Annotated in this window: 23 protein-coding genes; 8 read left to right on the top strand and 15 right to left on the bottom strand. The window is 63.8% G+C overall.

Annotated elements, in window-relative coordinates; genetic code table 11:
* Positions 1 to 544 (bottom strand): efflux RND transporter periplasmic adaptor subunit (locus L810_RS39155; RefSeq protein WP_042978102.1); only part of this gene is annotated, 544 nt, incomplete at its 3' end.
* A 231-nt stretch (positions 545 to 775) separates the two neighbouring features.
* Positions 776 to 1660, bottom strand: a complete 885-nt coding sequence (locus L810_RS39150) for a LysR family transcriptional regulator (RefSeq protein ID WP_021163681.1) — start codon at positions 1658 to 1660, stop codon at positions 776 to 778.
* A gap of 596 nt (positions 1661 to 2256) precedes the next feature.
* Between L810_RS39150 and L810_RS39145 the strand changes: the two genes are divergently transcribed.
* Positions 2257 to 3225: an AraC family transcriptional regulator gene (locus tag L810_RS39145; protein WP_021163679.1), complete on the top strand. Its 969-nt coding sequence runs from the start codon at positions 2257 to 2259 to the stop codon at positions 3223 to 3225.
* 210 nt (positions 3226 to 3435) lie between these two features.
* Here L810_RS39145 and L810_RS39140 read toward each other — a convergent pair whose 3' ends face one another.
* Both L810_RS39140 and L810_RS39130 read right to left on the bottom strand, forming a co-directional pair.
* Positions 3436 to 4377, bottom strand: coding sequence for a LysR family transcriptional regulator (locus tag L810_RS39140; protein ID WP_042978100.1), 942 nt, complete (start codon positions 4375 to 4377; stop codon positions 3436 to 3438).
* 298 nt (positions 4378 to 4675) lie between these two features.
* Complete coding sequence (locus L810_RS39130; protein ID WP_021163676.1) at positions 4676 to 5974, bottom strand: adenylosuccinate synthase; 1299 nt, start codon at positions 5972 to 5974, stop codon at positions 4676 to 4678.
* 140 nt (positions 5975 to 6114) lie between these two features.
* Between L810_RS39130 and gcvA the strand changes: the two genes are divergently transcribed.
* A complete protein-coding gene (gcvA, locus tag L810_RS39125) occupies positions 6115 to 7020 on the top strand; it encodes a transcriptional regulator GcvA (RefSeq protein WP_042978097.1) in 906 nt (301 codons plus the stop codon).
* Between the two features lie 181 nt (positions 7021 to 7201).
* On the opposite strand, the gene L810_RS39120 is transcribed toward gcvA, so the two are convergent.
* Positions 7202 to 7513 carry a hypothetical protein gene (locus tag L810_RS39120; RefSeq protein ID WP_021163674.1) on the bottom strand — a complete coding sequence of 104 codons (312 nt, stop codon included), beginning with the start codon at positions 7511 to 7513 and terminating at the stop codon, positions 7202 to 7204.
* 2550 nt (positions 7514 to 10063) lie between these two features.
* Here L810_RS39120 and L810_RS39115 point away from each other — a divergent pair.
* A complete protein-coding gene (locus L810_RS39115; protein WP_021163671.1) occupies positions 10064 to 11380 on the top strand; it encodes a replication initiation protein in 1317 nt (438 codons plus the stop codon).
* Between the two features lie 94 nt (positions 11381 to 11474).
* On the opposite strand, the gene L810_RS39110 is transcribed toward L810_RS39115, so the two are convergent.
* Both L810_RS39110 and L810_RS39105 read right to left on the bottom strand, forming a co-directional pair.
* Entirely contained in the window at positions 11475 to 12506 is a 1032-nt protein-coding gene (locus L810_RS39110) for a ParB/RepB/Spo0J family partition protein (RefSeq protein WP_021163670.1), read from the bottom strand.
* The gene (locus tag L810_RS39105) at positions 12499 to 13194 is read right to left on the bottom strand and encodes a ParA family protein (RefSeq protein ID WP_011350423.1); all 696 of its coding nucleotides are present in this window, start codon (positions 13192 to 13194) and stop codon (positions 12499 to 12501) included. Before L810_RS39105 ends, L810_RS39110 begins: the two co-directional genes overlap by 8 nt.
* A 997-nt stretch (positions 13195 to 14191) precedes the next feature.
* On the opposite strand from L810_RS39105, the gene L810_RS47845 reads away from it, so the two are divergent.
* The gene (locus L810_RS47845) at positions 14192 to 14494 is read left to right on the top strand and encodes a hypothetical protein (RefSeq protein WP_155638325.1); all 303 of its coding nucleotides are present in this window, start codon (positions 14192 to 14194) and stop codon (positions 14492 to 14494) included.
* 505 nt (positions 14495 to 14999) lie between these two features.
* On the opposite strand, the gene L810_RS39100 is transcribed toward L810_RS47845, so the two are convergent.
* Positions 15000 to 16016 carry an AraC family transcriptional regulator gene (locus L810_RS39100; RefSeq protein WP_042978094.1) on the bottom strand — a complete coding sequence of 339 codons (1017 nt, stop codon included), beginning with the start codon at positions 16014 to 16016 and terminating at the stop codon, positions 15000 to 15002.
* A gap of 124 nt (positions 16017 to 16140) precedes the next feature.
* On the bottom strand, positions 16141 to 17265 hold the full coding sequence (locus L810_RS39095; RefSeq protein WP_021163667.1) for an MBL fold metallo-hydrolase: 1125 nt from the start codon (positions 17263 to 17265) through the stop codon (positions 16141 to 16143).
* Positions 17266 to 17348: 83 nt separating this feature from the next.
* On the opposite strand from L810_RS39095, the gene L810_RS39090 reads away from it, so the two are divergent.
* Both L810_RS39090 and L810_RS39085 read left to right on the top strand, forming a co-directional pair.
* A complete protein-coding gene (locus L810_RS39090; RefSeq protein WP_021163666.1) occupies positions 17349 to 18002 on the top strand; it encodes a TetR/AcrR family transcriptional regulator in 654 nt (217 codons plus the stop codon).
* A 188-nt stretch (positions 18003 to 18190) separates the two neighbouring features.
* On the top strand, positions 18191 to 18682 hold the full coding sequence (locus tag L810_RS39085) for a flavodoxin family protein (RefSeq protein WP_042978092.1): 492 nt from the start codon (positions 18191 to 18193) through the stop codon (positions 18680 to 18682).
* A gap of 134 nt (positions 18683 to 18816) precedes the next feature.
* Here L810_RS39085 and L810_RS39080 read toward each other — a convergent pair whose 3' ends face one another.
* Positions 18817 to 19401 (bottom strand): DUF2889 domain-containing protein, encoded by a 585-nt coding sequence (locus L810_RS39080; protein WP_021163665.1) that lies wholly within the window; start codon positions 19399 to 19401, stop codon positions 18817 to 18819.
* Between the two features lie 755 nt (positions 19402 to 20156).
* Between L810_RS39080 and L810_RS39075 the strand changes: the two genes are divergently transcribed.
* Together L810_RS39075 and L810_RS39070 are read left to right on the top strand one after the other, a co-directional pair.
* Positions 20157 to 20819 carry a ProQ/FinO family protein gene (locus tag L810_RS39075; RefSeq protein WP_021163663.1) on the top strand — a complete coding sequence of 221 codons (663 nt, stop codon included), beginning with the start codon at positions 20157 to 20159 and terminating at the stop codon, positions 20817 to 20819.
* 502 nt (positions 20820 to 21321) lie between these two features.
* Entirely contained in the window at positions 21322 to 22383 is a 1062-nt protein-coding gene (locus L810_RS39070; protein ID WP_021163662.1) for a DMT family transporter, read from the top strand.
* A 222-nt stretch (positions 22384 to 22605) separates the two neighbouring features.
* On the opposite strand, the gene L810_RS47840 is transcribed toward L810_RS39070, so the two are convergent.
* From L810_RS47840 to L810_RS39045, 5 genes are all read right to left on the bottom strand, one after another.
* A complete protein-coding gene (locus tag L810_RS47840) occupies positions 22606 to 22764 on the bottom strand; it encodes a hypothetical protein (protein WP_021163661.1) in 159 nt (52 codons plus the stop codon).
* Positions 22765 to 22937: 173 nt separating this feature from the next.
* Positions 22938 to 23528, bottom strand: coding sequence for a nitrogen fixation protein NifQ (locus tag L810_RS39060; protein ID WP_021163660.1), 591 nt, complete (start codon positions 23526 to 23528; stop codon positions 22938 to 22940).
* 99 nt (positions 23529 to 23627) lie between these two features.
* Entirely contained in the window at positions 23628 to 24053 is a 426-nt protein-coding gene (locus L810_RS39055) for a TOBE domain-containing protein (protein WP_021163659.1), read from the bottom strand.
* Positions 24054 to 24321: 268 nt separating this feature from the next.
* Positions 24322 to 25857: an efflux transporter outer membrane subunit gene (locus L810_RS39050; RefSeq protein WP_021163657.1), complete on the bottom strand. Its 1536-nt coding sequence runs from the start codon at positions 25855 to 25857 to the stop codon at positions 24322 to 24324.
* On the bottom strand, positions 25854 to 26254 hold a 401-nt coding region (locus tag L810_RS39045), incomplete at its 5' end, for an HlyD family secretion protein (RefSeq protein WP_042978090.1). The genes L810_RS39045 and L810_RS39050, both read right to left, overlap by 4 nt.

The raw sequence follows: 26254 nt of genomic DNA, 5'->3' as shown, positions 1-26254 counted from the left end.
CGACGCGGCCGGTGATCGGCGACACGACATCCGTATAGCCGAGGTTGATCTGCGCGGTGTCGACCGCCGCCTTGCCGGCCGCGACGTCCGCCGCGGCCTGACCTTGCGTGGCCACCGCGTTGTCGTAGTCCTGCTTGCTGACCGCGTTCGCGGCCACCAGCACCTTGTAGCGTGCGACCAGCGCGTTCTGCGTGACGAGGTTCGCCTGCGCCTTCGCGAGCGTTGCCTTCGCGCTGTTCAGCGCGGCGATGTAAGGCGCCGGGTCGATCTTGTAGAGGCGCTGACCGGCCTTGACGTCGGTGCCTTCGGTGAATTCACGACGCAGCACGATGCCGTCGACCCGCGCGCGGACCTGCGCGACGAGGAACGCGCTGGTGCGGCCCGGCAGGTCGGTGAAGACCGGTACGGCTTGCGGCTGGACGGTGACGACGCCGACTTCCGGCGTTTGCGGCGGCGGTGCCGATTCTTTTTTCCCGCACGCGGCCAGGAAAACGGCGGCCGTTGCGGCAGTGATTAAGCGGTATGGAACCCGTTCGACGCGCATGGAGCGACCTCTCGCAAATAGACGACCTTCAATTGGAATCACCAGATCTCCTCGTAACCTGCACGCGCGGCCGGAATGCTGTCGCTTCCTGTTTGCCGCGGATGCGGTTGCGTATGTCGGGCGTTCGTTGCGCCCTGCGGAGCGTTCGTTCGTCGAACTGCTTCCGTGGAAAAAGCGTCATGAGCCCGCGTCACTGGCGAGCAGGCGTTGCCGCGGCAACCAACCGGGCCGCTAGCTCGCGGGCCGGAACGCGGTGCCGGCAAATTCGATGAATGCCCGTGCAGCGGCCGGCAGACGCGCGGTACGCGCATGCGCGAGCTTCAGCGTGACGGGCGCGAGCGAGTGAACCGGTGCAACGCGCACCAGCGCGCCGTCCGCCAGATCGGCGTCGACGAGATACGCGGGCAGCACCGCGGCGCCCATGCCGGCCACGGCCAGCCGCCGTGCCATCTCGAGATGGCCGACGCCCTGACTGCCGCCGGGCGTCGCGTCGGGCCGGAACGCCGCCGCATCGTCGCCGCCGGCGGCCGGCAGATCGAGCCGCACGGCCGCAAGATCCGGCCAGTCGCCCGACGCAGCCGCGCCGCCGTGTGCGGCGACATAACCGGGTGCCGCGACGCGCACGGATTCGTAAGAGGCCAGCGTGTGCAACGCGTGCGCACCTGTCACCGGCATGCCGTCGGTCAGGAACGCGACATCGATGTCTTCGGATGTCAGATCGACATGGGCGTCGGTCAGCGTCACGGTCGGCCGCACGTCCGGGAACCGGCTCACGAAACGATCGAGCAACGCGCTCAACTGGCTGAGCCCGAACGCGACCGGCGCGGCAATGCGCAGCGCGCCTTCCGGCTTGCTGCCCATCGCGACGAAACGACCGTCGATCTCGTCGATCGCCCCGAGAATCCGTTCGACGCGCGTGAGATACAACTCGCCGATTTCCGTCAGCGACTGGTGGCAAGTGCTGCGTTGAAGCAGGCGTGCACCAAGGCGCGTCTCGAGCGCATCGACCAGCCGGCTCGCCATCGCCGTCGACACGCGCAGCCGCGTCGCCGCCCGGCGAAAACCGCCTTCCCTTGCCACCGTCACGAATGCCCGAATCGATTGAAGTTGGTCCATTTGTCCGGATTCCCCTGCGCGGTCGGCCGCCTGAACGCGCACACCCGCTGCCGCGTCCCGACCGACATGTGACGGCCCGGACAATGTGATGGCACCGACGCCGGCCACGCCGGATCGGTCGGTGCGCTCGCGCCGGACGCGCACCGGCATGCAACGGACGCAAGCCGGCCTCGGCTGGCCCGATGCACGAATATTCGAATAGCAGTCCTGAATCTCTTGCAGCGATTCCCAGCGGCAACGCCGGCGGCATCCGTCGGCCTGGCGACGCTCATACCTGCGTCGCCCGAGCGCACTGGAACACGTTTCTTTCAGCAGGTGCAATGGTATGAAAACCGGCGGAAATTGGCTTGCCTGATCCTGCGATTGTTTTGCCTTAATTTCCGAATTTGTGCGGTGCACACTGCGCAACGACGGGCAATGCGGCCGCCGACCGTGCAGATCCGGATGATTGGGCTGGTTTCCGACAGATTTAGGCAATCACGTGCGCGCGACTCGCCGTACGATGTGACCGCCGCGCCATCCACCTGCCGGGACACCGACGGGGAATCGCAGTCGCGCACCTTGCACCGCCCCCCTCGGTCATCCACTCACGCAATATGGAAATCGACGCCCGAACGACGCCGCTACAGCGCACCGCACCCGACCACGACCCTCAGTCGCCCACGGCCCAACTCGCTGCGCTGATCGCCGCCTACGCACCGCACGACGGCACGTTCGAACTCCCGGTGCGTGGCTTGCGCATCGCACGCGTGTCCGCGTCGCCGCCACACTGGAACCACGGCGTGCACCGCGCGTGCCTGAGCATCGTCGGACAAGGCGCGAAATCGACACGGGTCGGCGACGCCGTCTACGCGATCGACGAATCGCGGATGCTGGTTACGACTGCCGACCTGCCCGTCACCGGCCGCGTGACGCGCGCGAGCCCGGCCGAGCCGTTCCTTTGCGCACAACTGGAACTCGACCCGGCCCGCATCGCGACGCTCACACCACGCGTGTTTCCGCGCGGGCTGCCGAAGGCCGTCGACGGCGGCGCACTCGACACGCACGATGCGCCGCCCGAAATCGTCGACGCCGTCGTGCGGCTGATGCAACTGATCGCACACCCCGACGACATCGACCTGCTCGCGCCGCTGATCGTCGACGAAATCCTCATCCGGCTGCTGCGCGGCCCGTCGGGTGCGCGCGTCGCGCAGGTCGGCCAGGACGACTCGACGACACAGCGCATCTCGCGTGCGGTCGCCTGGATCCGCGACCACTACCTCGATCCGATGACGGTCGAATCGCTCGCGCGACAGGTGGACATGAGCCCGTCGACGTTCCATCACCACTTCCGCGCGGTCACGTCGATGAGCCCGTTGCAATGCCAGAAGATGCTGCGGCTGCAGGAGGCACGCCGCCTGATGTGCGTGTCGGCAATGGATGCGCAGCAGGCGTGCCGCAGTGTCGGTTATGTGAGCGCGTCGCAGTTCAGCCGCGAATACGCACGCCTCTTCGGCGATGCGCCGGGCCGCGATGTCGTGAAGCTGCGCGACCAGGCAGTGCCGCTATCCCGCGTCGCGCCGTAGGCCACGCACGTGACGTGCGTGGCACCCATGCATCGAACCAACGATGTTCGCTATCGAAAGCAAGCACTTTCATAAAGGCGTGCCAGTTGCCTGCGCATCCTTGGTCGAGCCGGTCGGGCAAATGAATTCGATACCCGGTTCAAATACAGGACTGCATATTATTGGTTCGATTGACGCGCAGCATCATCCTCACACCTCGACGGCGCGACTTCAGGACGTGCAGGAAGCGTTCAGCGCGGCCTCGTCGGTGGACAGCATTTCGGGTACGCATTCACGCAGAAAATCGACGAACGTGCGGATTTTCGCATCAAGATACTGGCGCGATGCGTATAGCGTGTAGACGGTCAGCTTCTGCAAACGGTAGTCGGGAAGCACGCGCACCAGCGCGCCGCTCGCCAGCGCAGGCAGCGCCGACGACATCGGCAGCGAACCGATGCCGAGGCCGGCGCGCAATGCGGCGCCCAGCGCATCGGCGATGTTCACCTGGAAATCCGGCAACGGCAGGTCGAACGTCTCGGGGCCGTCGGGGCCGTCGAGATGCCAGCGATCGCGCGGAAATACGGGCGTGACGATCTGCAGGCACGCGTGGCCGTCGAGTTCGCGCACCGTACGCGGCGTACCGCGCTCCTTCAGGTATGCGGGCGACGCGCACAGCACGCTGTGCACCTCGCCGAGCCGCTGCGACACGAGCCCCGAATCGGGAAGCTCCGTCGCGCTCAACTGCAGCGACACGTCGTAGCCTTCGTCGATGATGTCGGGCACGTGCTGCGACAGCGTGAGCTCGACCGCGACCGACGGATAACGCTGCCGGTAACGCACGACCGCGGGCACCACGTAGGCCTGGCCGAAGCTCGTCGTCGCATGAACGTGCAGCCGTCCGGACGGCTTCGCCTGTGCATCGGCCGCCTCGGCTTCCGCTTCTTCGATATAGCCGAGGATGCGCTGGCAGCGGTCGAGATAACGCTGCCCGGCATCGGTCAGTGCGATGCGGCGCGTGCTGCGGTTGAGCAGGCGCGTGCGCAGATGCGTCTCGAGCTGCGCGACCGACCGCGATGCATAGGCCGTCGTGATGTCCAGGCGCTGGGCCGCGCTCGTGAAGCTGCCCTCCTCCGCAACCCGGACGAAAATGCGCATCATCTGTAACGTGTCCATCGACCTGTCCCCGGGATTGAGATCACGTCGCGCCACCGTGCGGCCATGGTGCCGGCGGTTCCGGCGCGGGCCGGTCTGGCGCGAATTGTGCGGAACAGTACAGCAGCGGTGCAGACGTGTCCAGTTCGCCGTACGCGGCATGATCCGGATGCCGAATCGTGTCGCCGGGCAGCCCTGCACGCGTCGTCCGGTTCGTGTGCATGACGTCCGGACGCGCCGGCAAGCTAACCGCAGCGCATCGGCAAAAACTACCCGGCGACCATGGTGTGGCCGCACGATTCACGTGATGTATGACGGATCAGGCCGTGGCGGCCGTATCGAACGGATTGCGCAACACGATCGTGTCGTCGCGCTCCGCGCCGGTCGTGATCATCGATACTGGTGCGCCGGCGACCGCTTCGACGCGCGCGATGAAATCCTGCGCGGCGCGCGGCAGCGCCGCGCGTTCGCGTACCCCTTTCACAGTGCCGCGCCAGCCGTCGAACCGCTCGTACACGGGTTTCGCGCGCGACTGCGCATCGAGGCTTGCCGGCAGATGATCGACCCGCACGCCATCGAGTTCGTAGCCGACGCACAGCTCGATCGACTCGAAACCGTCGAGCACGTCGAGCTTGGTGAGCGCCAGCGAATCGATGCCCGAAATCCTGACCGCCTGACGCAACTGAGCGGCATCGAGCCATCCGCAGCGGCGCGGCCGGCCGGTATTCACGCCGAACTCCTGCCCGCGCGCGCGCAGCGTTTCGCCGGTCGCGTCGGACAGCTCGGTGAGGAACGGGCCGCCGCCGACCCGTGTCGCATACGCCTTGGTGACGCCCAGCACGTGGCCGAGCTTCGACGCGCCGAGCCCCGTGCCGGCCGCCGCCGCCGATGCGACGGTGCCGGACGACGTCACGAACGGATACGTGCCCCAGTCGATGTCCAGCATCACGGCTTGAGACCCCTCGAACAGGATGCGCTCGCCACGGTCGGTCGCGTCGTTGAGATCGGCCCAGACGGGGCGGACGAACGGCAGGATTCGCGGCGCGAGGTCGGCGAGCGTCGCCAGCATCGCATCGCGCGAATGCTCGTCGAGCCCCAGGCCGCGGAACCACGCGTTGTGATGGTCGACGAGCACATCCAGTTTGGCGGCAAGCCGGCCCGGTTCCGCGAGATCGCCGACGCGCAACCCGCGACGCCCGACCTTGTCCTCGTAGGCCGGCCCGATCCCGCGCAGCGTGGTGCCGATGGGCTCGCGGCGCAGACGCTCCTGAGCCTGGTCGATCGCACGGTGGATCGGCAGCACCAGCGTCGCGTTCTCGGCGATCGACAGGTTGTCCGGCGTCACCGACAGCCCGAGTTCGGCCATCCGCGCGATTTCCGCGAGCAAGGCTTCCGGATCGAGCGCCACGCCGTTGCCGATCACGCCGCGCTTGCCGCGCACGATGCCGCTCGGCAGGAGCGCGAGCTTGTATGTCTTGCCGCCGACGACCAGCGTATGGCCTGCGTTGTGGCCGCCGTTGTAGCGCGCGACGAGATCGGCCTGTGCCGCCAGCCAGTCCACGACGCGTCCCTTACCTTCGTCGCCCCATTGGGCGCCCACGACCACCACGTTCGGCATGCTCCGCACTCCATGTGAGAAATTCAGACAATCGTTCGGCCGAGCCGGCCGTTTGTGTGCCATATTGGCGGAGCTTGAGCACCCGATCAAACGATTAAACCTGAACCATCGCGTGAGTAAATATCACGCGAAATGACGCAATGGCCCGACGCCTCCCTCCGTTGAATTCGCTGCGCGCGTTCGAAGCCGCCGCGCGCCACGGCAGCTTCACGCTGGCCGCCGACGAACTGTGCGTGACCCACGGCGCGATCAGCCGGCACGTTCAGCAACTGGAGGCGTGGCTCGGACAGCAGCTGTTCGAACGCCATAACCGGCGGGTCGAGCTGACCGACGCGGGCCGCGCGTATCTCGCCGAGGTCGGTGCGTCGTTCGACCGGATCGCGCTCGCCACCGCGCAGCATTTCGGCCATGCGCAGCAGCGCGTGCTGCGCGTCAGTGCACCCGCGACGTTTTCGTTGCGCTGGCTGGTGCCGAAGCTGTCGTCGTTTCAGGTCGCCCATCCAGCCATCGAGGTACGGCTGTCGACGTCGAACGAGCCGATCGACAAGCTGCGCGACAAGGTCGACCTGATTGTGCGCGGCGGCCCGCAGGCCATCGACGGCTACGTTGCCGAGGAATTCCTGTCGGAAGTCCGGCTGCCGGTGTGTGCACCGAAGCTGCTGGAAGGGCGACCATTGCATACGCCCGCCGATCTCGCCGGCTTCACGCTGCTGCACGCGGCCACTTATCCCGGCATGTGGCCTGAATGGCTCGCGGCAGCCGGACATCCGAATCTCGTGCCGCGCCACTCGCTCACGCTCGAGCATTTCTACCTGACGCTCCAGGGTGCGCTCGACGGGCTCGGCGTCGCGATGGGACCGATCGCGCTCGTCGCGGACGACATCGCCGAAGGTCGGCTCGTGCAGCCGTTCCGCGAACCGGCGCTGCCACCGTGGCGTTACTTCACGTACGTCGCCTCCGCACGCGCGAACGACGACGCAGTACGGGCGTTCAAGGACTGGCTGAGGGTGACGGGAAATGCGGCTGCGCCGGGCGGGCGGAGCTGACCGCGTCGGAGTGCGGGTGGCACGCGCCACAAAATGCAGGAATGCGAATCAAATAACGCAAGCGACTGGATTGCGATATTGCCTTCGTCGATACCGGGATTGCTGCGTTTGATGTGCGCCGTGGAACGGCGACGCATGCGGCAAGCCGCGGATCGATCCGTGGCTTGCCGCCGGACGACGCTTACTGGCTTGCGCCGATGCCGGCTTTTTTCTCCGCGTTCTGCAGGTTCTGCGGATAGTTCGGATCATTGGCCGCCGGCTTGTAACCGGCATCTTCGAGTTTCTTCAGCTCGGCGTTGTTCTTCGCACGCGCGGCCTTGTGCTCTGCCTTGCGCTGGGCCCTGGCCGCCTTGCGTGCCTGGCTCTTCGCTGCCTTGGCGTCCTGTGCAGCGGACGCGCTGGCGTCGGTCTGCGCAAACGCGGGAACTGCCGAGCCGAACAGGAACGCGGCTGCGGTAGCAGCCAACGTGAGTTTTCTGATCTGGATTCGCATCGCTGAACTCTCTTTTCTGGTTTATCACGGATTGGAAGACCATCGAGATACCGCCCCTGCCCCGGTCGGTTGTCATGCCGCATCCGGGACCTGTGCATCATAACCGCGTCGTGAAAAATATGGCGTCAACGTGCAACGGGGTTCGGGGATACACGTATGGGAGAAAACGTGGACGGCACTCGACCGGGACGGTCACTGACAGGACGGGAATTGCGGATCGCGCCATTGGGGAACCGGAAACCGGCGACGTACCTGCGCCCTGAAGACGCGGACGATTGATGTATGGAGGTGCGATGCGAAATACCCATGACTGTTTCATAGGTGGGGATGCCGGCGCGCTCGCCCTGAACGTGATCGTCATTCGGCCTATCACGATCACCGCAGTCACAGCAGTCGAACTGTGTGTCACGTTGCCAGTCGACGTGGTTCAAGCGACAGTTTCTCCCATAAACGACCACGATTCGGTGTTACGGAGATCAAGGCAAGCACGATTGCATCGCACACAGCGTTTGCAGTTCGATACAGCAACCAATCGCTGAACTGTGACCCCAAGGGCTGCCTTAGTCGGCAAATATGGTCGCCATGTGGTCCGTATGACGAAAGGCGTCGACATTGCCTACGGTGAAGACATCGGCACGGACCGCTTCACGATTGCGCTGACGGCATCGCGCGGATGTCACCACGGTCGTCGGGCGAACGTGATCCGCAGAAATGATGTCGCGACCAGGTGAGATCCGGCCGATTCAGCGCAGGAACGCATCGGACCGCATGCCCGAAACACAGGATTTTCATTCCGCGACCTTGGCCTCAATGCATCGTGGCGAGCATTGCCGCCCGCACAGCATGCCGATACCTGTGGCCTAGTCAGGCCGGCGAGCTTTTACGAGATTCGAAAGCGTCGGAAGGTGAGAATGTTCGGGATCATCGCTCGAATTCGACTGGGGTGAGCTTCGTGATCCCTCTATCTTCACGTTGGCCCGCAACGCATGCTGGATCGACCCAGGACCCGGCAACGCGTGCAAATGATGCCGCCCCCTACTTGATCTCGGGAAAGCCGTTCCAGGGCCTCTCGTTGTGGACGGGAGGCAAAGCATTGATTTTCGGTTGATGGAGCCAAAGGTAGAAAGTTGGACACCCGCGGGCGCGGCGAAGCGAGTTGCGCCGATTTCCTCTGTGCACAGCCGACAGCCTGGGTTTGAGCGGAGACGCGAGCCGACGATCGGAGAACTTTCTTCGTAGACAAGGAGGCCTGAGTGTAAAAATTCCTTCGCCAGCCGTAGCGGATGATTTCAAACTGCTGTGAACGAAACCGAAGAGATCTATGTTTCCGGCGGGCCGATGGACTTTGCCGGTCGATAACGTGCATTCGCGAGGCTACGGGGACGGTTTTTCGATCCCATAAACGGGAACCTGTACCTGGAAACGGGCAGTTTCCTCCCGTTTTTCTCCCATAAGTTTCTACGTTTCAGTCGATGTGAGTATGTACTCACCTCTTCTGGAAGCCTTGTTGGGCCTGAGACCTTCGCGAAACGAGGAGCCCGGGCATTGTTTCCCAAGCCTGAATCAAAGCTCTGAGGTGCCTGCAACACCATAGACGGCTACTCAATGGTAGCGGTTTATGGGGTTCGTCTTTCTGTGGACGCGCACGTGTGTTTACATCTTTTGTTAACGACGTTTACTTCTTTAACTACCTTTAGACGGCTCACAGCCTTATCCCACAAGGGTTTGACAGGGGTTCGGTACCCATTTATGGGAGCACAGGTGTAAGGGTCTGGGGTTTCAGGTCTGTGGATTTGGGGTTTGGGGTACCGGGTTGTGGGGAGTCAGGGTTGTGGATATGGGGCAAGCGTACCCGGTTATGGGAAATCGGCCACAGAACACGTTGGGTAGTCGTCTATGGGAACGTATGCAGGTAGCCTTTTATGGGGCATTTTTTTGATCCGTAGATGCCTGGATGCACAGAAATTTTTCTTGGGTAGCCGGTTATGGGGCGCTTCAAAGGTAGCCGGTTATGGGTAGCATCCGGAGCTGCCTGACTGCCTTTTTCCAAATTTCCCCGGGGTTGGTTCCCATGGACAGGATCGACGGCACGGACAGGTAACCTTTTATGGGGAAACCGGAGGGTTGCCGTTTATGGGAGCTGTCTGCGGCATCCATGCATTCAAGGCCGGTCGAAAGGTACCCTCCTGTGGGAATCGATGAAGGTAGCAAGTTATGGGAGGAAAACGAGACTGTGCTGCAAGGCACCATGAATGTGCCCAACGATCTCGATTCTGCACATCTGTTTCCCATGGATGGTTACCTTGGCGAGGGCAAATCCCGTGCCGGGTTTCCGTGACCGGGCATGAAAGGTAGCAGCTTGTGGGAAGCATTTTGGTCGAAAGGTAGATGGATATGGGGCCCCGAAAAAATCGTCTGATCGAAGATTTTCCTTTTGTATCTGAAGGTTAGCCGAGATAGTGCAAGTAAAGCAGGAACAAGGGCGTTGCCCGTCGCCTCGAAAAGGTATAAAGTCCGCTCTCAACAAGGTGACCTTATCCGGACATTACGATGCCGCGCAAGCCCGCAAGCAAAGGCTCAGACAAACAGGTTTCGCTGTTTCAGACACCCGAGCCTCCCGACTTGCTGCGCAAGGCGGTCCAGGCGATTCATATCGCGCCCAAGTCCGGGAAGATCGGGCTGCAGCAGCGCAAGATGTTCAGCTCGCTGATCAAGAATGCGCTTCGGCAAGAGGCGTTCGAGCCGGGCCGGACGAGCTTCTCGATCTCGATCGCGTCGCTCTCGCACGAGAGCGGGTTGAACAGCAACAACACGAAATACGTGAAGGACACGGTCAACTCGCTGATCAGTACCGTCGTCAACTGGGACTACCTGGCCGCGGACCGATCGACCGTCTGGAAAGCGTCAGGCCTCCTCGCCGGCGCAGAGCTCGAGCAATCGGTGCTGAAGTACAGCTTCTCCGACCAGATTCGCAGCGAATTGCTCAACCCCGAGATCTACGCATTGATCGATATGCGGATCGCCCGCGAGTTCCGGCGGTCGCACTCGCTCGCGTTGTGGGAAAACACGGTGCGCTACGAAGGAATCGGCATCACCGCGAAGATCCCGCTGCCGAAATTTCGTGACCTCATTCTCGGCCAGGACAAGGCGTCGCAGTCGTACAAGGAATACAAGCTGTTCAAGAGCAAGGTCCTGGTGCCGTGCATTCAGGAGGTGAACGAAGTTTCGGATCACACGCTCGAGCTGATCGAACACAAGTCCGGCCGGAGCGTGGAAGCCGTCCAGTTCAAGGTGACGCGCAAGCAGAGCGCCGATACGGTGGAGGACGGCGACGTCAAGAACGAAGCGCTGGTCGAGGAGGTCGCCAAGTTCGGCATTCCGCGTTCGGAAGCGCGCCGGCTGATCACGCAATACGGCGTGCAGCGCATCAAGGCTGCGATTGCCTACACGCTCAATCGGACTACGAAGAAGAATGCGGCGCCGGTCGACAACGTGGCCGCATACTTCCGCAAGGCGCTGACGCACGGCTATACGCTGGCCGACGGGCAGGGAACGGAGGCGGCCGCACCGGCGAAGGAATCCGCGCAGAGCAAGCAGGAACAGATTCGCGACAAATATCTGGCGGCGAAGGTCGAGGAAGCCGGCGCGTATTTCCGCGAACTGGAGATCGACGACCAGACCAAGTTGATCGAGCGTTACAACGAGACGGTGGCAGGCTCGAAGGATCTGACGCTGTCGCCGAAGAAGAAGGCGAGCAAACTTGCGCAGACCAGTTTCTTCCGATGGCTCGCGCTGGATACATGGGGCGAACCGACCTCGGACGACTTGCTGGAATTCTTGCTGAAAAGCAGTCTCGCAGGCAACTGAACGAGGCCTCGCAGCCGGGTGCGTGTCGCGTGCCGGACGTCGTCGTCCGGCTTCGCGATGCAACGCGGATGCGAGGCCTTCTGCTTTTCGCGCGTTACTTTTGCGTAGCCGTTGCCAGCTCGGCAACGTACGCGTCGATGACGGTCTTCAGCTTGTCGGCGAGCGCCTCCTGGTGCGATGCGTCGACGCCCTTGAGCTGCAGATCCAGGCGGCCGTCCGGATAGGTCTTCAACTGACCGATCGCTTGCGATTCGAGCGCGAAGTCATGCCGGACGCTGTAACGGGTGCGTCCTGCCTTCTTGCTGCCGTCGCTCTGCGCACGCAGGAAATTCTCGAGATCACGAACCGATTTTTTCCGGTCGATCACGGCCGTCAGCAGCCGGTCGGCCGTCGGCTCGCCCAGGCGTTCGAAGATCAGCTTCAGGAAATACGCCGCCTGCAGGCCGACCACGTCGTTCGCGCTCGCCATCCGTTCAAGGAGTGTGTTCGGGAGTGCGTTGAGCGACAGCGTCTTGCTGATCGATGCCTTGTCCTTGCCGATTTTTTCCGCCAGCGTGTTCTGGTCGGAAAAGACCTTCTCGTCGAGGAGACGCTTCCACGCGACCGCATCGTCGAAGATCGTCTGGCGTTCGTGGTCGTGGTTCGCGCGATACGCGATCGTGTACAGCTGCTCGGGCGTGTGATCCGTGCGGAACGTGGCGTTGATGGTTTCGTCGCCGTTGATGCTCGTCGCGCGAAGCCGGCGTTGCCCGTCGATCACGACGAGCTTGCCGGGAAATTCCGGCAGCCGCGTCACCTTGATCGGCTCGATCTGCCCTTCCCGTTTCAGCGTCAGGGCGAGCTCGTGCAGGCTCGACTCCGAGTAGAACACGCGCGGGTTGAACGGGTTCGGAATGCAATCCTTGACCAGCACCTTCTGTGGCGCGCCAAGATCGGCCGTGCCGGCAGGTGTGGCCGCGGCCGGGGCGCTGGCGGGCGCCGATTCGGCGATGGCGTTCGGTGCGGCCGCCGGTTCGGGCAGCCGCGTTTCGAGTGCCGCATTTTCCTGCGCGAGCCCGCGCAGCAGGCCGGCTGCGAGATGCAGGTTGCCGGTCGGCTTCTTGTCTTTCGAGGTGTCCTTAGCCATGGGCGGCTCCGGTAGCGCGCGTCGACGCGATGTATTGGGCCATTTCCGTGACCAGCTTTTCGATTTCCGCTCGGGCTTCTTTCAGGCCCTTCAGGTACCGATTGTGATGATGGATCGTGGTGCCGAGCGCAAACGTCTGACGGTAGACCTCGCGTTGCGCGATCTGGCTGTCGAGCAGATGCTCCCCTATTTCTTCTGCTCTTAGAATTTTTAAAATTTCTTCACGCATTTTAGTTTTTCCATTAACGCTATTCAGCATTAATGCGGAAGACAGATTTGGGTTACGGACGGATCGCATCGATTCGATCATGCGAATCATCGCGACGGTGCTGTAGAGATCGGCCGGCGACGGCGACAGCGGCACAAGGCAGAAATCGGCAACTTCGAGTACCGATGCGATTCGCGGATCTTCGAGGTTGCCGGGGCAGTCGACGACGATCACATCGAAGTTCGCGTCTTGCTTTTTGATTTCGCCGCCAATGCCCCGGCCGGCAGGGGCCAGCGAGAGTACCGTCATCGGCAGCGTGTTCTCGCCGCTCGTTACCCACCGGACGGACGTGCCTTGAGGGTCGGCATCGATCAGGGCGACCTTGTTGCCGCCTGCTTCGAACGCAGCCGCGATATTGACGGAGATGGTTGTCTTCCCAGTCCCACCTTTTTGATTACTGACGGCGATCTTGAAAGCCATTAAATTTCTCCACGGAGTTTTGCGTAATATATGCAGTTATTAGCGAAATGTCCAGAAAAAGCCTTCGACGCGATGTATGACTTGATGATCGATATGGTTGTCACGTGACAAGTAGCCGAATGGCTAAGAGTCAGCGATGGGCGGTGATCGAGTAAAAATAAAATTGACGATCTCGCTCGAAAATCACGTACAAAGATCGATAGAAAGTTCGACGAGCTTTAACAGTGATGACGGATTAACGCCTGGAGGGTGGCCGATTGATCTTGCGAAATTTCTGGCAAAACTCTCAGTGACTCCAGTAGGTCGGCTTGGAGAATGTCGTCGGGAAGCTCAGTTGTCACGTGACAAGACGTAGAGATTTGGTGCTTTCCGGTGCACTCCGACACCGAAGAGTCTTTGGTCAGATCGCGGTGACGATCTCGGCGAAGTTATTTCAACGTTCGATCGCTGGTTTCGCGCGACTACCTCGCAGCCGAGGTGAGTTGTCACGTGACAATCGCCTCAAGAGCGGACGGTGACGACCGCTCTGCGTCGATTTTCAGCCCCGTTGCGATCGAACTCCGCTGAGAATGAACAGATAGATCGGTAAAGGAGAGGTTTGTCGCCTTTGGCTCGTCGCGAAGAGATTCTCCGGGGCGGTTGTTTGCTGGGTTGTCACGTGACAACTGGAGTGTTGTTTGAGGCGCGTGTGCGTTGAGTGGCACGCTGGCCTGCGCGTCGGGCGGCACACACTGTATCGAAGAGTTTGAAGCATCGATTGATCGCAGATTCCGCCCCCATCGTGGCGGGCCATCCGCATTCATACCCCCTGCAAAACGATGGAGCTCCTCACGGGGACAGCAAGCCGAGTGCACATCATAAGCGTCTATGATATGGCCCCATTTAACTGGACCGCTCAGTTGCATCTTCATCGAACGTTAGCCAGCAGGGTAGGGCGACGCTCTGTCGTGCCTACCCCCGTTCCAGCCAACGCAGTCTCAGCCTTCACGCGACGGTCGTGCGTGCCAAGCGTCGATTTGCGGCAAACTCCGCGATTGAAGGTCGCGCGATAGCTCAAACGGGCCAGATCGTGAAACAATTTCAAGAAATTCGATGCTCGTGGAAATCCTTATCCAGCAAGAGGTTGCGCAATATTCTTCATGTTGTTTCACGCAATATCGACAAGATTGCGCGTTTAAATGGGGGCGCATGGTCATTTCGTGCCCTGCGTCCGGCAGATCGTATAAAGATGCGTAGATTTGTACTTATCAATACGTATTATGTAGTTTTTGAAACTTCCGTGGTCCCGCCAGGTATCTGAAACAAATCGAACTCCCGCGGATCGCATACACCACGGTACGCTGTCGAGTCTCTGATCGGATGTCCGCGCCAATAGTCGGCGCGAGTTGTCACGTGACAACGCGCATTGGTTGCTCAACTCGTTGGATGACAGAGTGACGCGAGAATCCCGGCACCAAAGAGTTTGTGGCAGAGCGCCGGGGAGACCGTCAAGGGACCTGGTCGTTGAAGAGGGGACGAAGTCATCACCGGCTCATGAGAACGGCATGGGACGACCTGCTTGTATCTGCGCTTTGATCGCAAGTTGGCGAAACTTCCGACTCCGAGGGGAGCTCACGCATCGCTCGATACTAAATTGCAAGTCCTCAGGCGGCCATCAAGCCATCAGTCCTGAGTCGGCAAGAAATCGAGAGGCGCGCGTCCCGCTGCGAGCGTGTGACTTGTCCGGATCAGGTGTGAAACCGATCCAACCATTCCGCGGATACCGCCAAAATCGGCATCCTGCATCTTCGGTACAACTCCGGCGATCAGTAAGTTGCCGCCACCGACGGAACAACATCCGTTCCGCTGCGCAGGTTATCGATATCTCTTCTCGGTGAATTACCGAACAACCGACTGTATTCGCGGTTGAACTGGGTCGGGCTCGCATATCCAACCCGGAACGATGCCGACGTGGCGTCGAGTCGCTCGGACAGCATCAGCCGACGTGCTTCGTTGAGTCGTATCCATTTCTGATACTGCAGCGGACTCATGCCAGTGAGCTGGCGGAAGTGGTGATGGAAAGTCGAACTGCTCATCTGAACCTGCGTCGCCAGATCGTCGACTCGCAGCGACTCGTCGTAATGGGTTCGCAACCACTGGATCGCCCGCGACACGCGGTTGCCCTGACTGCCGGCGGATGCAATCTGACGCAGGCGGCCGCCCTGGTCGCTCGCGAGCAGCCGGTAGTAGATTTCCCGCTCGACGTACGGAGCGAGAACTGCAATGGCGTTGGGATCATCGAGCAACGCCAGCAACCGGTTGACTGCGTCGTAGAGCGGTTCGGTCATATCGCCGACGACGAGGCCGCGACCTGCGGGGGCATCCTCGTGATCCGGTGCGACCTGCGCCATCAGTTCGGCCATGACGCGAAAATCAAGCTTGAGCCCGATCCCGAGAAACGGCGTTTCTCGGCTGGCCTCGATGACCTGCGTTGAACCAGGCAAGTCGAGCGACGTGATCAGAAAACGGTTGGCATCGCATAGATACACATCGCCGCTCTGAATGATCCGCTTCGTGCCTTGGACGACGAGCCCGAAGCTTGGCTCGACCATGCAGCCCATCGGCTGCGTCGGTGTTTCCCTTCGATGGAGGCTCAGGTTCGGAATGGCCGTGGTGAGTTGGTCGACTCCATCCGTCCACCTCGCGACGCGCTCTGCGAGTGTCAGCCGCAGGTCGCTCTCCCGGCTCTGGCGGGGCGATTGGGGAGGGACGCGATTGAATGCAGCGAGGGGGGCGGTGTCGACCTGTTGGCCGGGGGAGTATTGGGCAGGTGCCGGATGCATGACTTCTCTACTCGGGTAATCGGGTCTACAGGCGGGCCCATCGACATGCAGGTACGCCGGAAACGAACTTCCCGGAGGCGCGGCATTGCCGCGCTCCCGGGAAAATGCGCAACGTCCGGTGGGCCTACTTCGTCGCTTGCGACGCGCAAAGCGGCCAGCGGCGCGATTTCGTGGCAACGGATGGCACGCGCTCGTCCACCGTGCGCCACCACCGCTCGCCGCGATGCGGCTCGGCCAGAGCGAGGCGCTCGCCCATCCTGGGCGTCGACAATTCGACGCCACGCACGATCGCCAGCGCCGTGACGCGCTCGAACGGTTCCTGCCAGCGGTGCATCGCGAGATCGAACGTGCCGTTGTGGATCGGGACCAGCCAGCGACCGCGCAAATCGATGTGGGCCTGCACGGTTTCTTCCGGCTGCATGTGGACGTACGGCCATTGCGCATCGTATGCGCCTGTTTCGATCAGCGTGACGTCGAACGGCCCGAGGCGCTCGCCGATCGTCCGGAAACCATCGAAGTAGCCCGTGTCGCCGCTGAAGAACACGCGCAAGTCGTCGTCGACGATGACCCAGGATGCCCACAGCGTGCTGTTGCCATCGAACAGGCTGCGCCCGGAAAAATGCTGGGCAGGCGTGGCGGTCAGCGTCAAGCCGGCCTCGTCGACACTCTGCCACCAGTCGAGCTGACGGACTTTCTTCGCGTCGATTCCCCACTCGATCAGGCGGTCGCCGACACCCAGCGTTGTCACGAACACACCGGTGGTGGCCGCGAGCGCGAGCACCGTGTCGCGATCGAGGTGATCGTAGTGATCGTGCGACAGGATCACGCCGCGCAGCGGCGGAAGATCTTCGAGTGCGATCGGAGGCGCATGAAAACGCTTCGGGCCGACGCGACGAAACGGCGACGCGCGCTCGGCAAAGACGGGATCGGTCAGCCAGAATTCGCCGCGCAGCTTGAGCAGCAACGTAGAATGGCCGAGCCGGTACAGGCTGCGATCGGGGGCCGCGTCGAGTTCCGCGCGGGTCAGCGAATCGACGGGCAACACCCCTGCGGGCACGGTATGGCGCGGCTTGTTGAACAGCATGTTCCACGCGATGCCGAGTGTCTTGCCCAACCCCTCGGCCGGCCGGGGCGCGACATTGCTGAAGCGCTCGCCATTGTGCTGCGGCGAGCCGCCAGACAGCACGCGGCCGCGTCGGGCGGCCGCAAGACCCAGAATGCGATGAATCAAAACGAGAGGCGATGCCATGTGGGTTCGTCCGGAGAATAAAGTACACTAAACAGTGTAGTTTATTTTTGGGATAAGTAAACTACGCGGTGTAAAATTTCCGAATGGATACCAGCACTCCCCCTCAGCGCCTGACCGATCGAAAGCGCGCGGCCATCGTCGACGCGGCCATCGAGGAATTTCTCGCGTCGGGTTACGACGCGACCAGCATGGATCGAATCGCCGCGCGCGCGGACGTGTCGAAACGCACGGTCTACAACCACTTTCCGGGCAAGGAAACGCTGTTCGCCGCGATCCTGCAAAAATTGTGGGATGCGACCCGAACCGGCAGTTCGCCAACCTATCGTTCCGACGTGCCGCTGCGTGAGCAATTGCTCGCGTTGCTGGAGCGCAAAATGCGCCTGCTCGGCGACGAGGCATTTCTCGCGCTCGCACGTGTCGCGATCGGTGCGGCCATCCATTCGCCGGAACGCGCGCGCGACATGGTCGAGCGTCTCGGCGAGCGCGAGGAAGACATGACGGTCTGGGTGCGAACGGCCGCAGCGGCCGGACGCCTGTCGGTCACCGATCCGGTGTTTGCCGCGCATCAGCTGCACGGTGTCGTGAAGGCATTCGCGTTCTGGCCGCAGATCACGATGGGCCAGCCGCCACTCGCGGCGCCGGAGCAACAAAAAGTCGCGGAATCCGCCGCAGACATGTTTCTCGCGTACTACGCGCGACCGGAAGACCCCGACGCATCACGCGCCGCAGCAGACTGATCGTGCATCCGGTCGATCATGCGCAAAGCGAGGCCGGCACAGTGCGCATGTTCGACGCGCGCCCTGGCCCGATGCGTCGGTAAACCGGCAGATCCACGGATGCGGAACCGCCTCATATGATCGCTGGCCATCCAGCAGAACCCGGCGATGCCGCCGGCTTACCTGAAGCCGAACGCGAGTGACGACGCATGAAGACCCTGTTGATCGTCTATCACACGATGACCGGAGGCACGCAACAGATGGCCGAAGCGGCTGCCGGCGCGGCGCGCGAGCAATCCGGCGTCGACGTCAGGCTGCAGCGCGCGAACGCGACGAGCGCAGACGATGTGCTGGACGCCGATGCCTATCTGTTTGCGACACCTGAGAATCTCGCGGCGATGTCCGGGCTGATGAAGGACTTCTTCGACCGCTGCTACTACGCGGCGCTCGATCGCGTGAACGGCCGCCCGTATGCGGTGATGATCTGCGCGGGAAGCGATGGACAGAACGCCTTGCGCCAGATCGACCGGATCGCGACAGGCTGGCGGTTGAAGAACGTGGCGCCGGGCCTGATCGTCTGTACGCACGCGCAGACGCCGGAACGCATCCTCGCGGCCAAGACGATCGACGGCGACGATCTCGCGCGCTGCGCCGAATTGGGCGCCGGTCTTGCAGCGGGACTTGCACTGGGCGTTTTCTGATCACCCGGGCCGCCGACAGCGCCGGCCGGTCGGCGTGAGGCCGGAACGAAGTACGTTCGTGTACATGACACGTGCACACCGGTGCGGTACCGATCCTGCGGTGCGGGCACTGGACTGGCGCGACTGCCTGGCGCTCAGTTGCCTTTTGCCGGCGTCGAAGGCCGGTGGTATTCGGGCCAAAGACGTTTCACCAGATCGCGCGATGCGCCATATGCATGGCAACTGTCGATCTTGAGCGGCTTTCCGTCGCTGTCGCGCTCCTCGAGCGATGACTTCCGCATGCCGACCATCGTCTGATAGGCCGTGGTGGCGATCGGGCCGAGCAATTCCTTCAGGTGCGTACACGTATCGCAGGACGGCAGGCGCTTGCGAACCTCGCTGTTCCAGCCGGCGCCGATAGTCAGTCCGACGAGCGCCTGCAGCGAATCGCCGCCACCCGGACACTGCGCATACGGATGCGACCGGAGGAACGTTGATACGGCGCGGACGATCATGTCGGCGTCGAAGACCAGTGTCACGCCGAGGTCGTGGATCGGCGACAGCGCAGCGACCGTCCGGGTGCCGCCTGGCGGTGTGAAATCGAAAGTCTTGCGATCCGCGAGGCAGGCTGTTACTTCGAACCGGCCGTCGCTGCGCCGATAGCCGCGCATGTCGATCTGCCGGTGGTGTATTTCCTCGCGCGTGATGCCGTCGTGCGGGATGTCGTGTGGGGGAACCATGTATCTGCTCCGTTTCGTGCAACCGGTTCTTTTCGCCGGCAAGCGAAATGTCGACAGCCGGCCCGGTGCGCAGCGAAAGGGGCCGAGGGTTACCGCTGCCGACATCGATCCGGCCATACTACGCACTTTTCGGCATCTTCGTGCGCGACGGGATCGATGCGGACGCAACGATTCGAGTAGGGGTATCGATGCGATCGACGGAGGCATTCGCATGTCGCGACAGACGCCGCCCCGTCGGCGGGCGCTTCACATTGGCGCAATCGTCGATTCACACGTTACCGACGGCGCCGCCCGGGATCGCGAATGGCGACCGAGATTCGCGGCGCATCGATGCGGCACGATCGGGGGGCTGCGCCCGAAGGCGGCATACCTCGCATGGGGCGTCGGCCAGTGCCGCCGGCGAGGCAATCTCGGCGCGCAAGATGGCCCCGATTTCCGCCGACGAGGGTGAACGACGTGACTTCCTGAGGCGTATCCATATAATGCGCAACACGACCGTCCGGATGCATTTCCGGTGCCCCGAATCGGGCCAATGAAGACCAGTGAGTCAACCGGCCGTCGCGCGTACCGGTATACTTCCACTCCTGCCTTGTCCGGCATCGTGGCCGGGTGCCTGAAAACAGAGTGGCGTGCGCGATGCGGCCCTGTAGTGTTCCGCCTCGGCGGCAGACGGGTCGCACGCATGGCGGCGAAGCGGGTGCGCCGCGCGGTGTGACCGCACGAACCACACCTTATATTCCTGGTGGATTGAATTTATGGGTTTTGAACAACTTGCCGAATTGCGGGCGCAGCTCGCAGCGAAGGCCAAGCAGGAGCGCAACGCGAAGCGGCCGGCAGCGCCGGCGGACACCGGCGCGAAGCCGAAGTCCGGCGACCAGCCGCAGCGTGGCGCCAAACCGGCTGCGGCCGGCGGCAAAGCACCGCATCGCGCGAAGCCTGCATCGGCGAAGCCGTCGGCGCCGGTCGATCCGGTCATCGTTGCGATCGGCAAACTGCAGCGTAAGTTTCCGCGTGCATTCCCGAAGAATCCGGCCCCCAAAGTGCCGCTCAAGGTCGGCATCTGGGACGACCTCGCGCGCGAAGCACAGGCCGTCGGGCTCAACGAAGCCGAACTGCGTGAAGCGATGTCGACGTGGTGCCGCGGCAACCGCTACTGGTCGTGCCTCGTCGAAGATGCCGTGCGGGTCGACCTGCAGGGCAACGAAGCAGGACGCGTCACGCATGACGACGCAGCGCGGGCGCGCCGGCTGAAGGCTCGCCGCCCCGGCAAGGGCGCGGCGCAATCGGCCAAGGGCGCGCAGCAGCAGCCGAAAGCCGAGCAGCAGGCCGAGGCGGCCGCCGAGCCGCAACCGGCGAACGTGGAAGCGCAAGCCGACGCCGTGCCGCAGGTCGAGCAGCAAACGGCTGGAAACGAGTAACCGGCAGCGCGCGGCTGCATGCCGCGCGGCGCTGACCCGCATGCACATTGCCTGCGGCGAACGACACGACTGACTGACCTGCCTCGACAGAGGCGGGTCAGGACTCCTCCCACCGGCGCCTGACGCGCCGGGTCCTTATCTATCCCGCCTCGAACAGACCCTGCGACCGGACGAAGAAAGTTCGTCAATCGGTGCTGCATGCGCGATATCCCGACCGTGTCGTTTGCGCGTGGACGGTACGCATGTCCTGAACGCGACGACGAGTCATTCAGTTAATTCGGTTTCCTGAAATTTCGCAATGCCGGAAGCATCGACACGGCATGCGAGCGTTCGCGCCCGTTCGTCCTGACACGTTGACGCGCGATAATCTCGCCGGGGCACGTCAGTGCGTGCGCAAGTTGACCGGTACGATGCAGCTTGCATCCAGAAAGGTACTGAACGCCAACCGCGACACAACCCGAAGCCGCTACCGGCACCATTCAACGTCAATCCCGTCCGGATCATGCACTCGAGACATTCCGCGATTCTCGTCGCGCTCACCGCTGCCGCGCTGTTCGGCGCCGCGACACCGCTTGCCAAGGCGCTGATCGGCGCGATGTCGCCGTTCATGGTCGCCGGCCTGTTCTATCTCGGCAGCGGCGTCGGGCTCGGTATCGGTATCCTGCTTCGCCGCCTGCACAACCGTCACGCACCGGCCTCAGACGCCGCGCCGCTGCAACGCGCCGACCTGCCGTGGCTGACCGGCGCGATCGCGGCGGGCGGGGTGGCCGGCCCGGCCTTGCTGATGCTCGGGCTATCGAGCACGCCGGCGGCGACGAGCGCGTTGCTGCTCAATCTCGAAGGCGTGCTGACGGCCGTCATCGCATGGGTGGTGTTTCGCGAGAACGTGGATACGCAGGTGTTCCTCGGGATGGTCGCGATCGTCGCCGGCGGCACGCTGCTGTCGTGGACGCCAGGCCGGGCCGGTGTGCCGGTCGGCGGGTTGCTGATCGTCGGCGCATGCCTGTGCTGGGCGATCGACAACAACCTGACCCGCAAGGTGGCCGCGAACGATGCGATGGTCATCGCGTGCGTGAAGGGGCTGATTGCAGGGCCCGTGAACATCGGCATCGCGCTGGCGACCGGCGCGACGCTGCCGGCTCTCCCGGTCACGGCCGCCGCGATGCTGACGGGGCTCGGCGGCTACGGGATCAGCCTCGTGCTGTTCGTCGTCGCGCTGCGTCATCTCGGTAGCGCGCGCACGGGCGCGTATTTCTCGGTCGCGCCGTTGTTCGGCGTCGTGCTGTCGCTGCTGATCTGGCCCGCGCTGCCGCCCGCGACGTTCTGGATCGCTGCCGCGCTGATGGCGCTCGGTATCTGGCTGCACGTTCGCGAGCGGCATGAACACACGCATACGCACGAGCGGCTCGAGCACACGCACCGCCATCGGCACGACGAACATCACCAGCATGCGCACGACTTTACGTATGACGGCAACGAACCGCACACGCATCCGCACGTGCATCTGCCGATCACGCACAGCCATGCGCATTTTCCGGACATTCATCACCGGCACCGGCATTGACCGCGCCACGAACGTCGAACGACGCGGCGCGTAAGGTAACCGTTTATGGGGCGTGCACTGCATCGCGCTCGCATCCGTTGACAGTGCCGCCGGGGCGCGGTCGCAACAACGGGGGCGAGCCGGGCGTTCGCTCTGGATCGACCGGGGCGGCAATCTGTCCGGATCGATCGGTGCGTCAACCCTGCCGCGTCAGGCTTCGCGCTTGGGCCGGTGCACGTGCGGTCAACCGGTCGTTTGTTCGGGAATGCCCGCTGCTGGCACGTCGTCGAAAAGCGTGCGGAAGTTCGCGAGCCGGAAGCGGCGACTGAACCAACTCGTCGCCGCATTGGATTTGCGGTACGGATGGAATTCCGGCAACGGGGCGCGGCGCTCGATGTGCATCCAGCCGCGAGCCGCGGTCGTGGCAGGTTTCAGCGAACCCCGGTTTTGCGTAGAAGCGAGAGGCGGCTTCGAAGCCGCACGATGGCAGGCTGGGCGGCCGCAACGCCGGCCAACGCGGATGCTTCGGATGGCGATGCGACGAATCGAATCGGCAGCACGGGCTAAGGTGGCGACTATCGCGCTTGAGGAAAGCAGACGCCGAAATCCTCGCAGCCCGGGCACCCTGGCGCGGGGCCGGACGCCACATCGAGCGATGCGGCCACTTGCTGCGCGAGAAATTTTTTCCAGCGCAGGTGAGTGACGTTGCGTGCGGCAAGCGCGGGGAAATAGCGATCGAGCATCGCGGATACCGCGTCGCGCCCGTCGAGCCCGAGATCGCGCCACAGATGATCGGGGCGCAGGCAGGCGTGCGCGATGATCGACGCGAGACAACTGGCGTCGTCGCGGTCGACGGCGGGATTCGCGTCGTCCATCAGCCGCGCGTGCAGCGTCGCGACGAACGCGGCGTGAGTGGATGGCAGCAGTGCTATCGCGGCCGTCGGCACGAGCGCCGCGGCGTCGGCCGCAGGCAGGCGCGGAAACTGCCGCGCCAGCACGGCGGCCAGTTGCGGATGAGACAGGCCGAGCAGCCCGAGTTCGTCGCGGCGCGCACGTGCCGCGACGAGCGTGCCGAACAGGCGTGCGTCGGGCGTGTCGGCGTTTGCGGCTGCGGACAGCAGCGATTGCAGCGCCCGTTGTCGAGCGTCATCGAACGCGGCGGTCATCGTAGGCATCGGCGCAACAGCCGCACGGTGCGATCCGCATGATCCGCACGAATGCGCGGTGCCGAACGGATCGCCATCGCCATCACGATCGTCACGCGTTCACTCGACGCCGACGATCACGCTCGATGCCTTGAAGATCGCGGACGCAGCCGTGCCGCTCGCGAGGCCGAGGCGATCGACGCTGTCGTTGGTGACGATCGCGACGATCTCGGCGCCGCCCGCGGCCTTGACCACGACTTCCGAATTGACCGCGCCTTTCGTGACCGACGATACGGTGCCTGCGACGCAGTTGCGGGCCGATACCTTGCTGCTGTCGACGTCGACCATCACGATGACCGAAGACGCCTTCACGAGTGCGAACGCCTTCGAGCCGGCCGCGAGGCCCAGCGAAGCCGCGCTGCCGTGGGTGATCACGGCGACGATGTCGAGGCCGTCCTGCGTCCGGAGCGTGATTTCGTCGTTGACGGCACCGGCCTTGACGGCGCTGACCTGGCCGGCGAAATGGTTGCGGGCGCTGGTTCGCATGATGGATCTCCGGAAAATGAACCGCCCGGCGGGCGGCGAGTAAAAGACAGGAAAAGCGCGGACGAGTTTACCTTCAATGCCGGCCCATTGCGGCTCGGGTTTGCGATGCCCGGCATTCCGGTTGCGCACGGTCGCGCGGCTGCCCGGGGTGCCATTCGTCGGACGCTTCCGGCGAGCCCAGGCTGGCCGCGCGCGCGTCACCCGGCAAGTCGATCAGCGGATGGCGTGCGTAGCGCGGCAAGCGCGCTTCCCGTTCTTCACCGGCAGGTTACTCGGCTGCGGTCACGGCGGCCGAGGCCGCCGATGCACCGCTTGCGGGTGCCGGCTTCGGCGTCTGTTTCGATATCTGTTTCGACGCGTCGGATGCGGATGCCGCATCGTCATCCCATCCGCCGCCGAGCGCGAGGAAAAGCCGCACCTGGTCGGCCGCGACCTGGCCTTCGGCTGCCGCCACCTGCGCCTGCACGCTCGTCAGCGTGCGCGTCGCGTCGAGGTCGGAGATGAACGACTCGCGGCCGGCCATATAGAGACGATGCGTTTCGTCGGCGGAACTGCGTGCCGATTCATAAGCCGTGCGCAGCGCTTCCGTGCGCTGCACGTCGGCCGCGTAGGTTGCGAGGCTCGACTGCGTCTCGCGCAGCGCGTTCAGCACGACACCGTCGAAGTGCGCGAGCGCGCCGCCCGTCGCGGCTTCGGCTTCGCGCACTCGCGCACGCTGGCCGTTGACGGGGAACGACCAGCTGATCAGCGGGCCGAACGACCAGCGATTCGTGTTGGACGAGAACAGGTCGGCGGCGACACCGACCGAGCCGGCCGACGCACCGATGCTGATCGACGGGTACAGCGCGGCGGTCGCCACCCCGATGCGCGCGGTCGCGGCGGCGAGTTGCCGCTCGGCTTCGCGCACGTCCGGGCGGCGGCGCAGCAGCGCGGCGCCGTCGCCGATCGGAATCGGCTGGCGCAGCTTCGGCAGGCGCTCGCATTCGGCGACGGCCTTCGGCAGGTCGGCCGGCGAGCGCGCGAGCAGCGCGGCGAGCTGGTATTGCGCGACCTTGCGGCGGCCTTCGAAGCGCGGGATGTCGGCGGCGAGGGTGCGCACCTGCGTCACGCCGCGCGTCACGTCGGTCTGGTTGCCGCGCCCGGCATCGCGCAGCCGCTGCGACAGCGCGACGCGCTGCTTCTGCAGCGCGAGCGACTGCTTCGCGATGGCCAGCTCGTCGCCGGCCGAGCACGATTCGACGTACGCGCGCACGACGTCGGCGACGACCGTGATGCGCGCCAGGTCGCCGGCGGCCCTGACGGCCTCGCTGTCCGCGCGCGCGGCTTCGACACCGCGCCGCAGCTTGCCGAAGAGGTCGATCTCGTACGACACATTGATGCCGACCGCGCCTTCGTTGACGACCGGCAGCTTGTTCTCGAGCAGATATTGCTCGGCCGATTCCTGCGCGCGCTGCACGGCGGCTTCCGCGCCGCCCGAGAAGCCGCCTTGCTGGCTCGCGACTTCCAGCGCTGCGCGCGAGCGCGCGAGGTTGGCCGCGGCGACGCGCAGGTCGGTGTTCGACTTCAGTGCATCGCGCACGAGCGCGTTGAGCACGGGATCGTCGTAGAGCTGCCACCAGTTGCCGGGCACGGCGTCGCGCGACACGAGCGTGCCGTTCGCGTCGTCGAGCGCGTGGTTCGCGAGCGGCGCATTCACGTACGCCTGCTGCGGCAGCGTGTAATCGGGGCCGACGGACTTGCACGCGCCGAGTGCCAGCGCAAGCGGTGCGAGCGTCGCGGCGAGGCGCAGACCATGCCGCTTCATTGCGATGCTCCTGCTGCGCCGGCGGCCGCGGCGGAAGCCGTCGAACCCGGCGCGACGGCCGACGCCGTGCCGGCGCCTGCAGGTTTCACGTTGTCGTTGCGACGCGTGTCGGCCTCGCGCATCGAGACGGTCGCGGTGCGGCCCGCGATCATGCGGAAATCGTCGGGCACTTCGTCGAGCACGACGCGCACCGGCACGCGTTGCGCGAGCCGCACCCAGCTGAATGCCGGGTTCACGTTCGGCAGCAGGTTCGCACCCTGCGTGCGGTCGCGATCCTCGATCGCGGCGACGATGCTCTGCACGTGGCCGCGCAGCGTATGCGGCTCACCCATCACGATGATGTCGACCGGCTGGCCGATGTGGATGCCGCGCAGCTTGGTTTCCTCGAAGTAGCCGT

Origin of the sequence: Burkholderia sp. AU4i (genome assembly GCF_000466765.1) — a bacterium.
Lineage (GTDB): Bacteria > Pseudomonadota > Gammaproteobacteria > Burkholderiales > Burkholderiaceae > Burkholderia > Burkholderia cepacia.
This window is presented reverse-complemented; position numbering and strand designations above follow the sequence as displayed.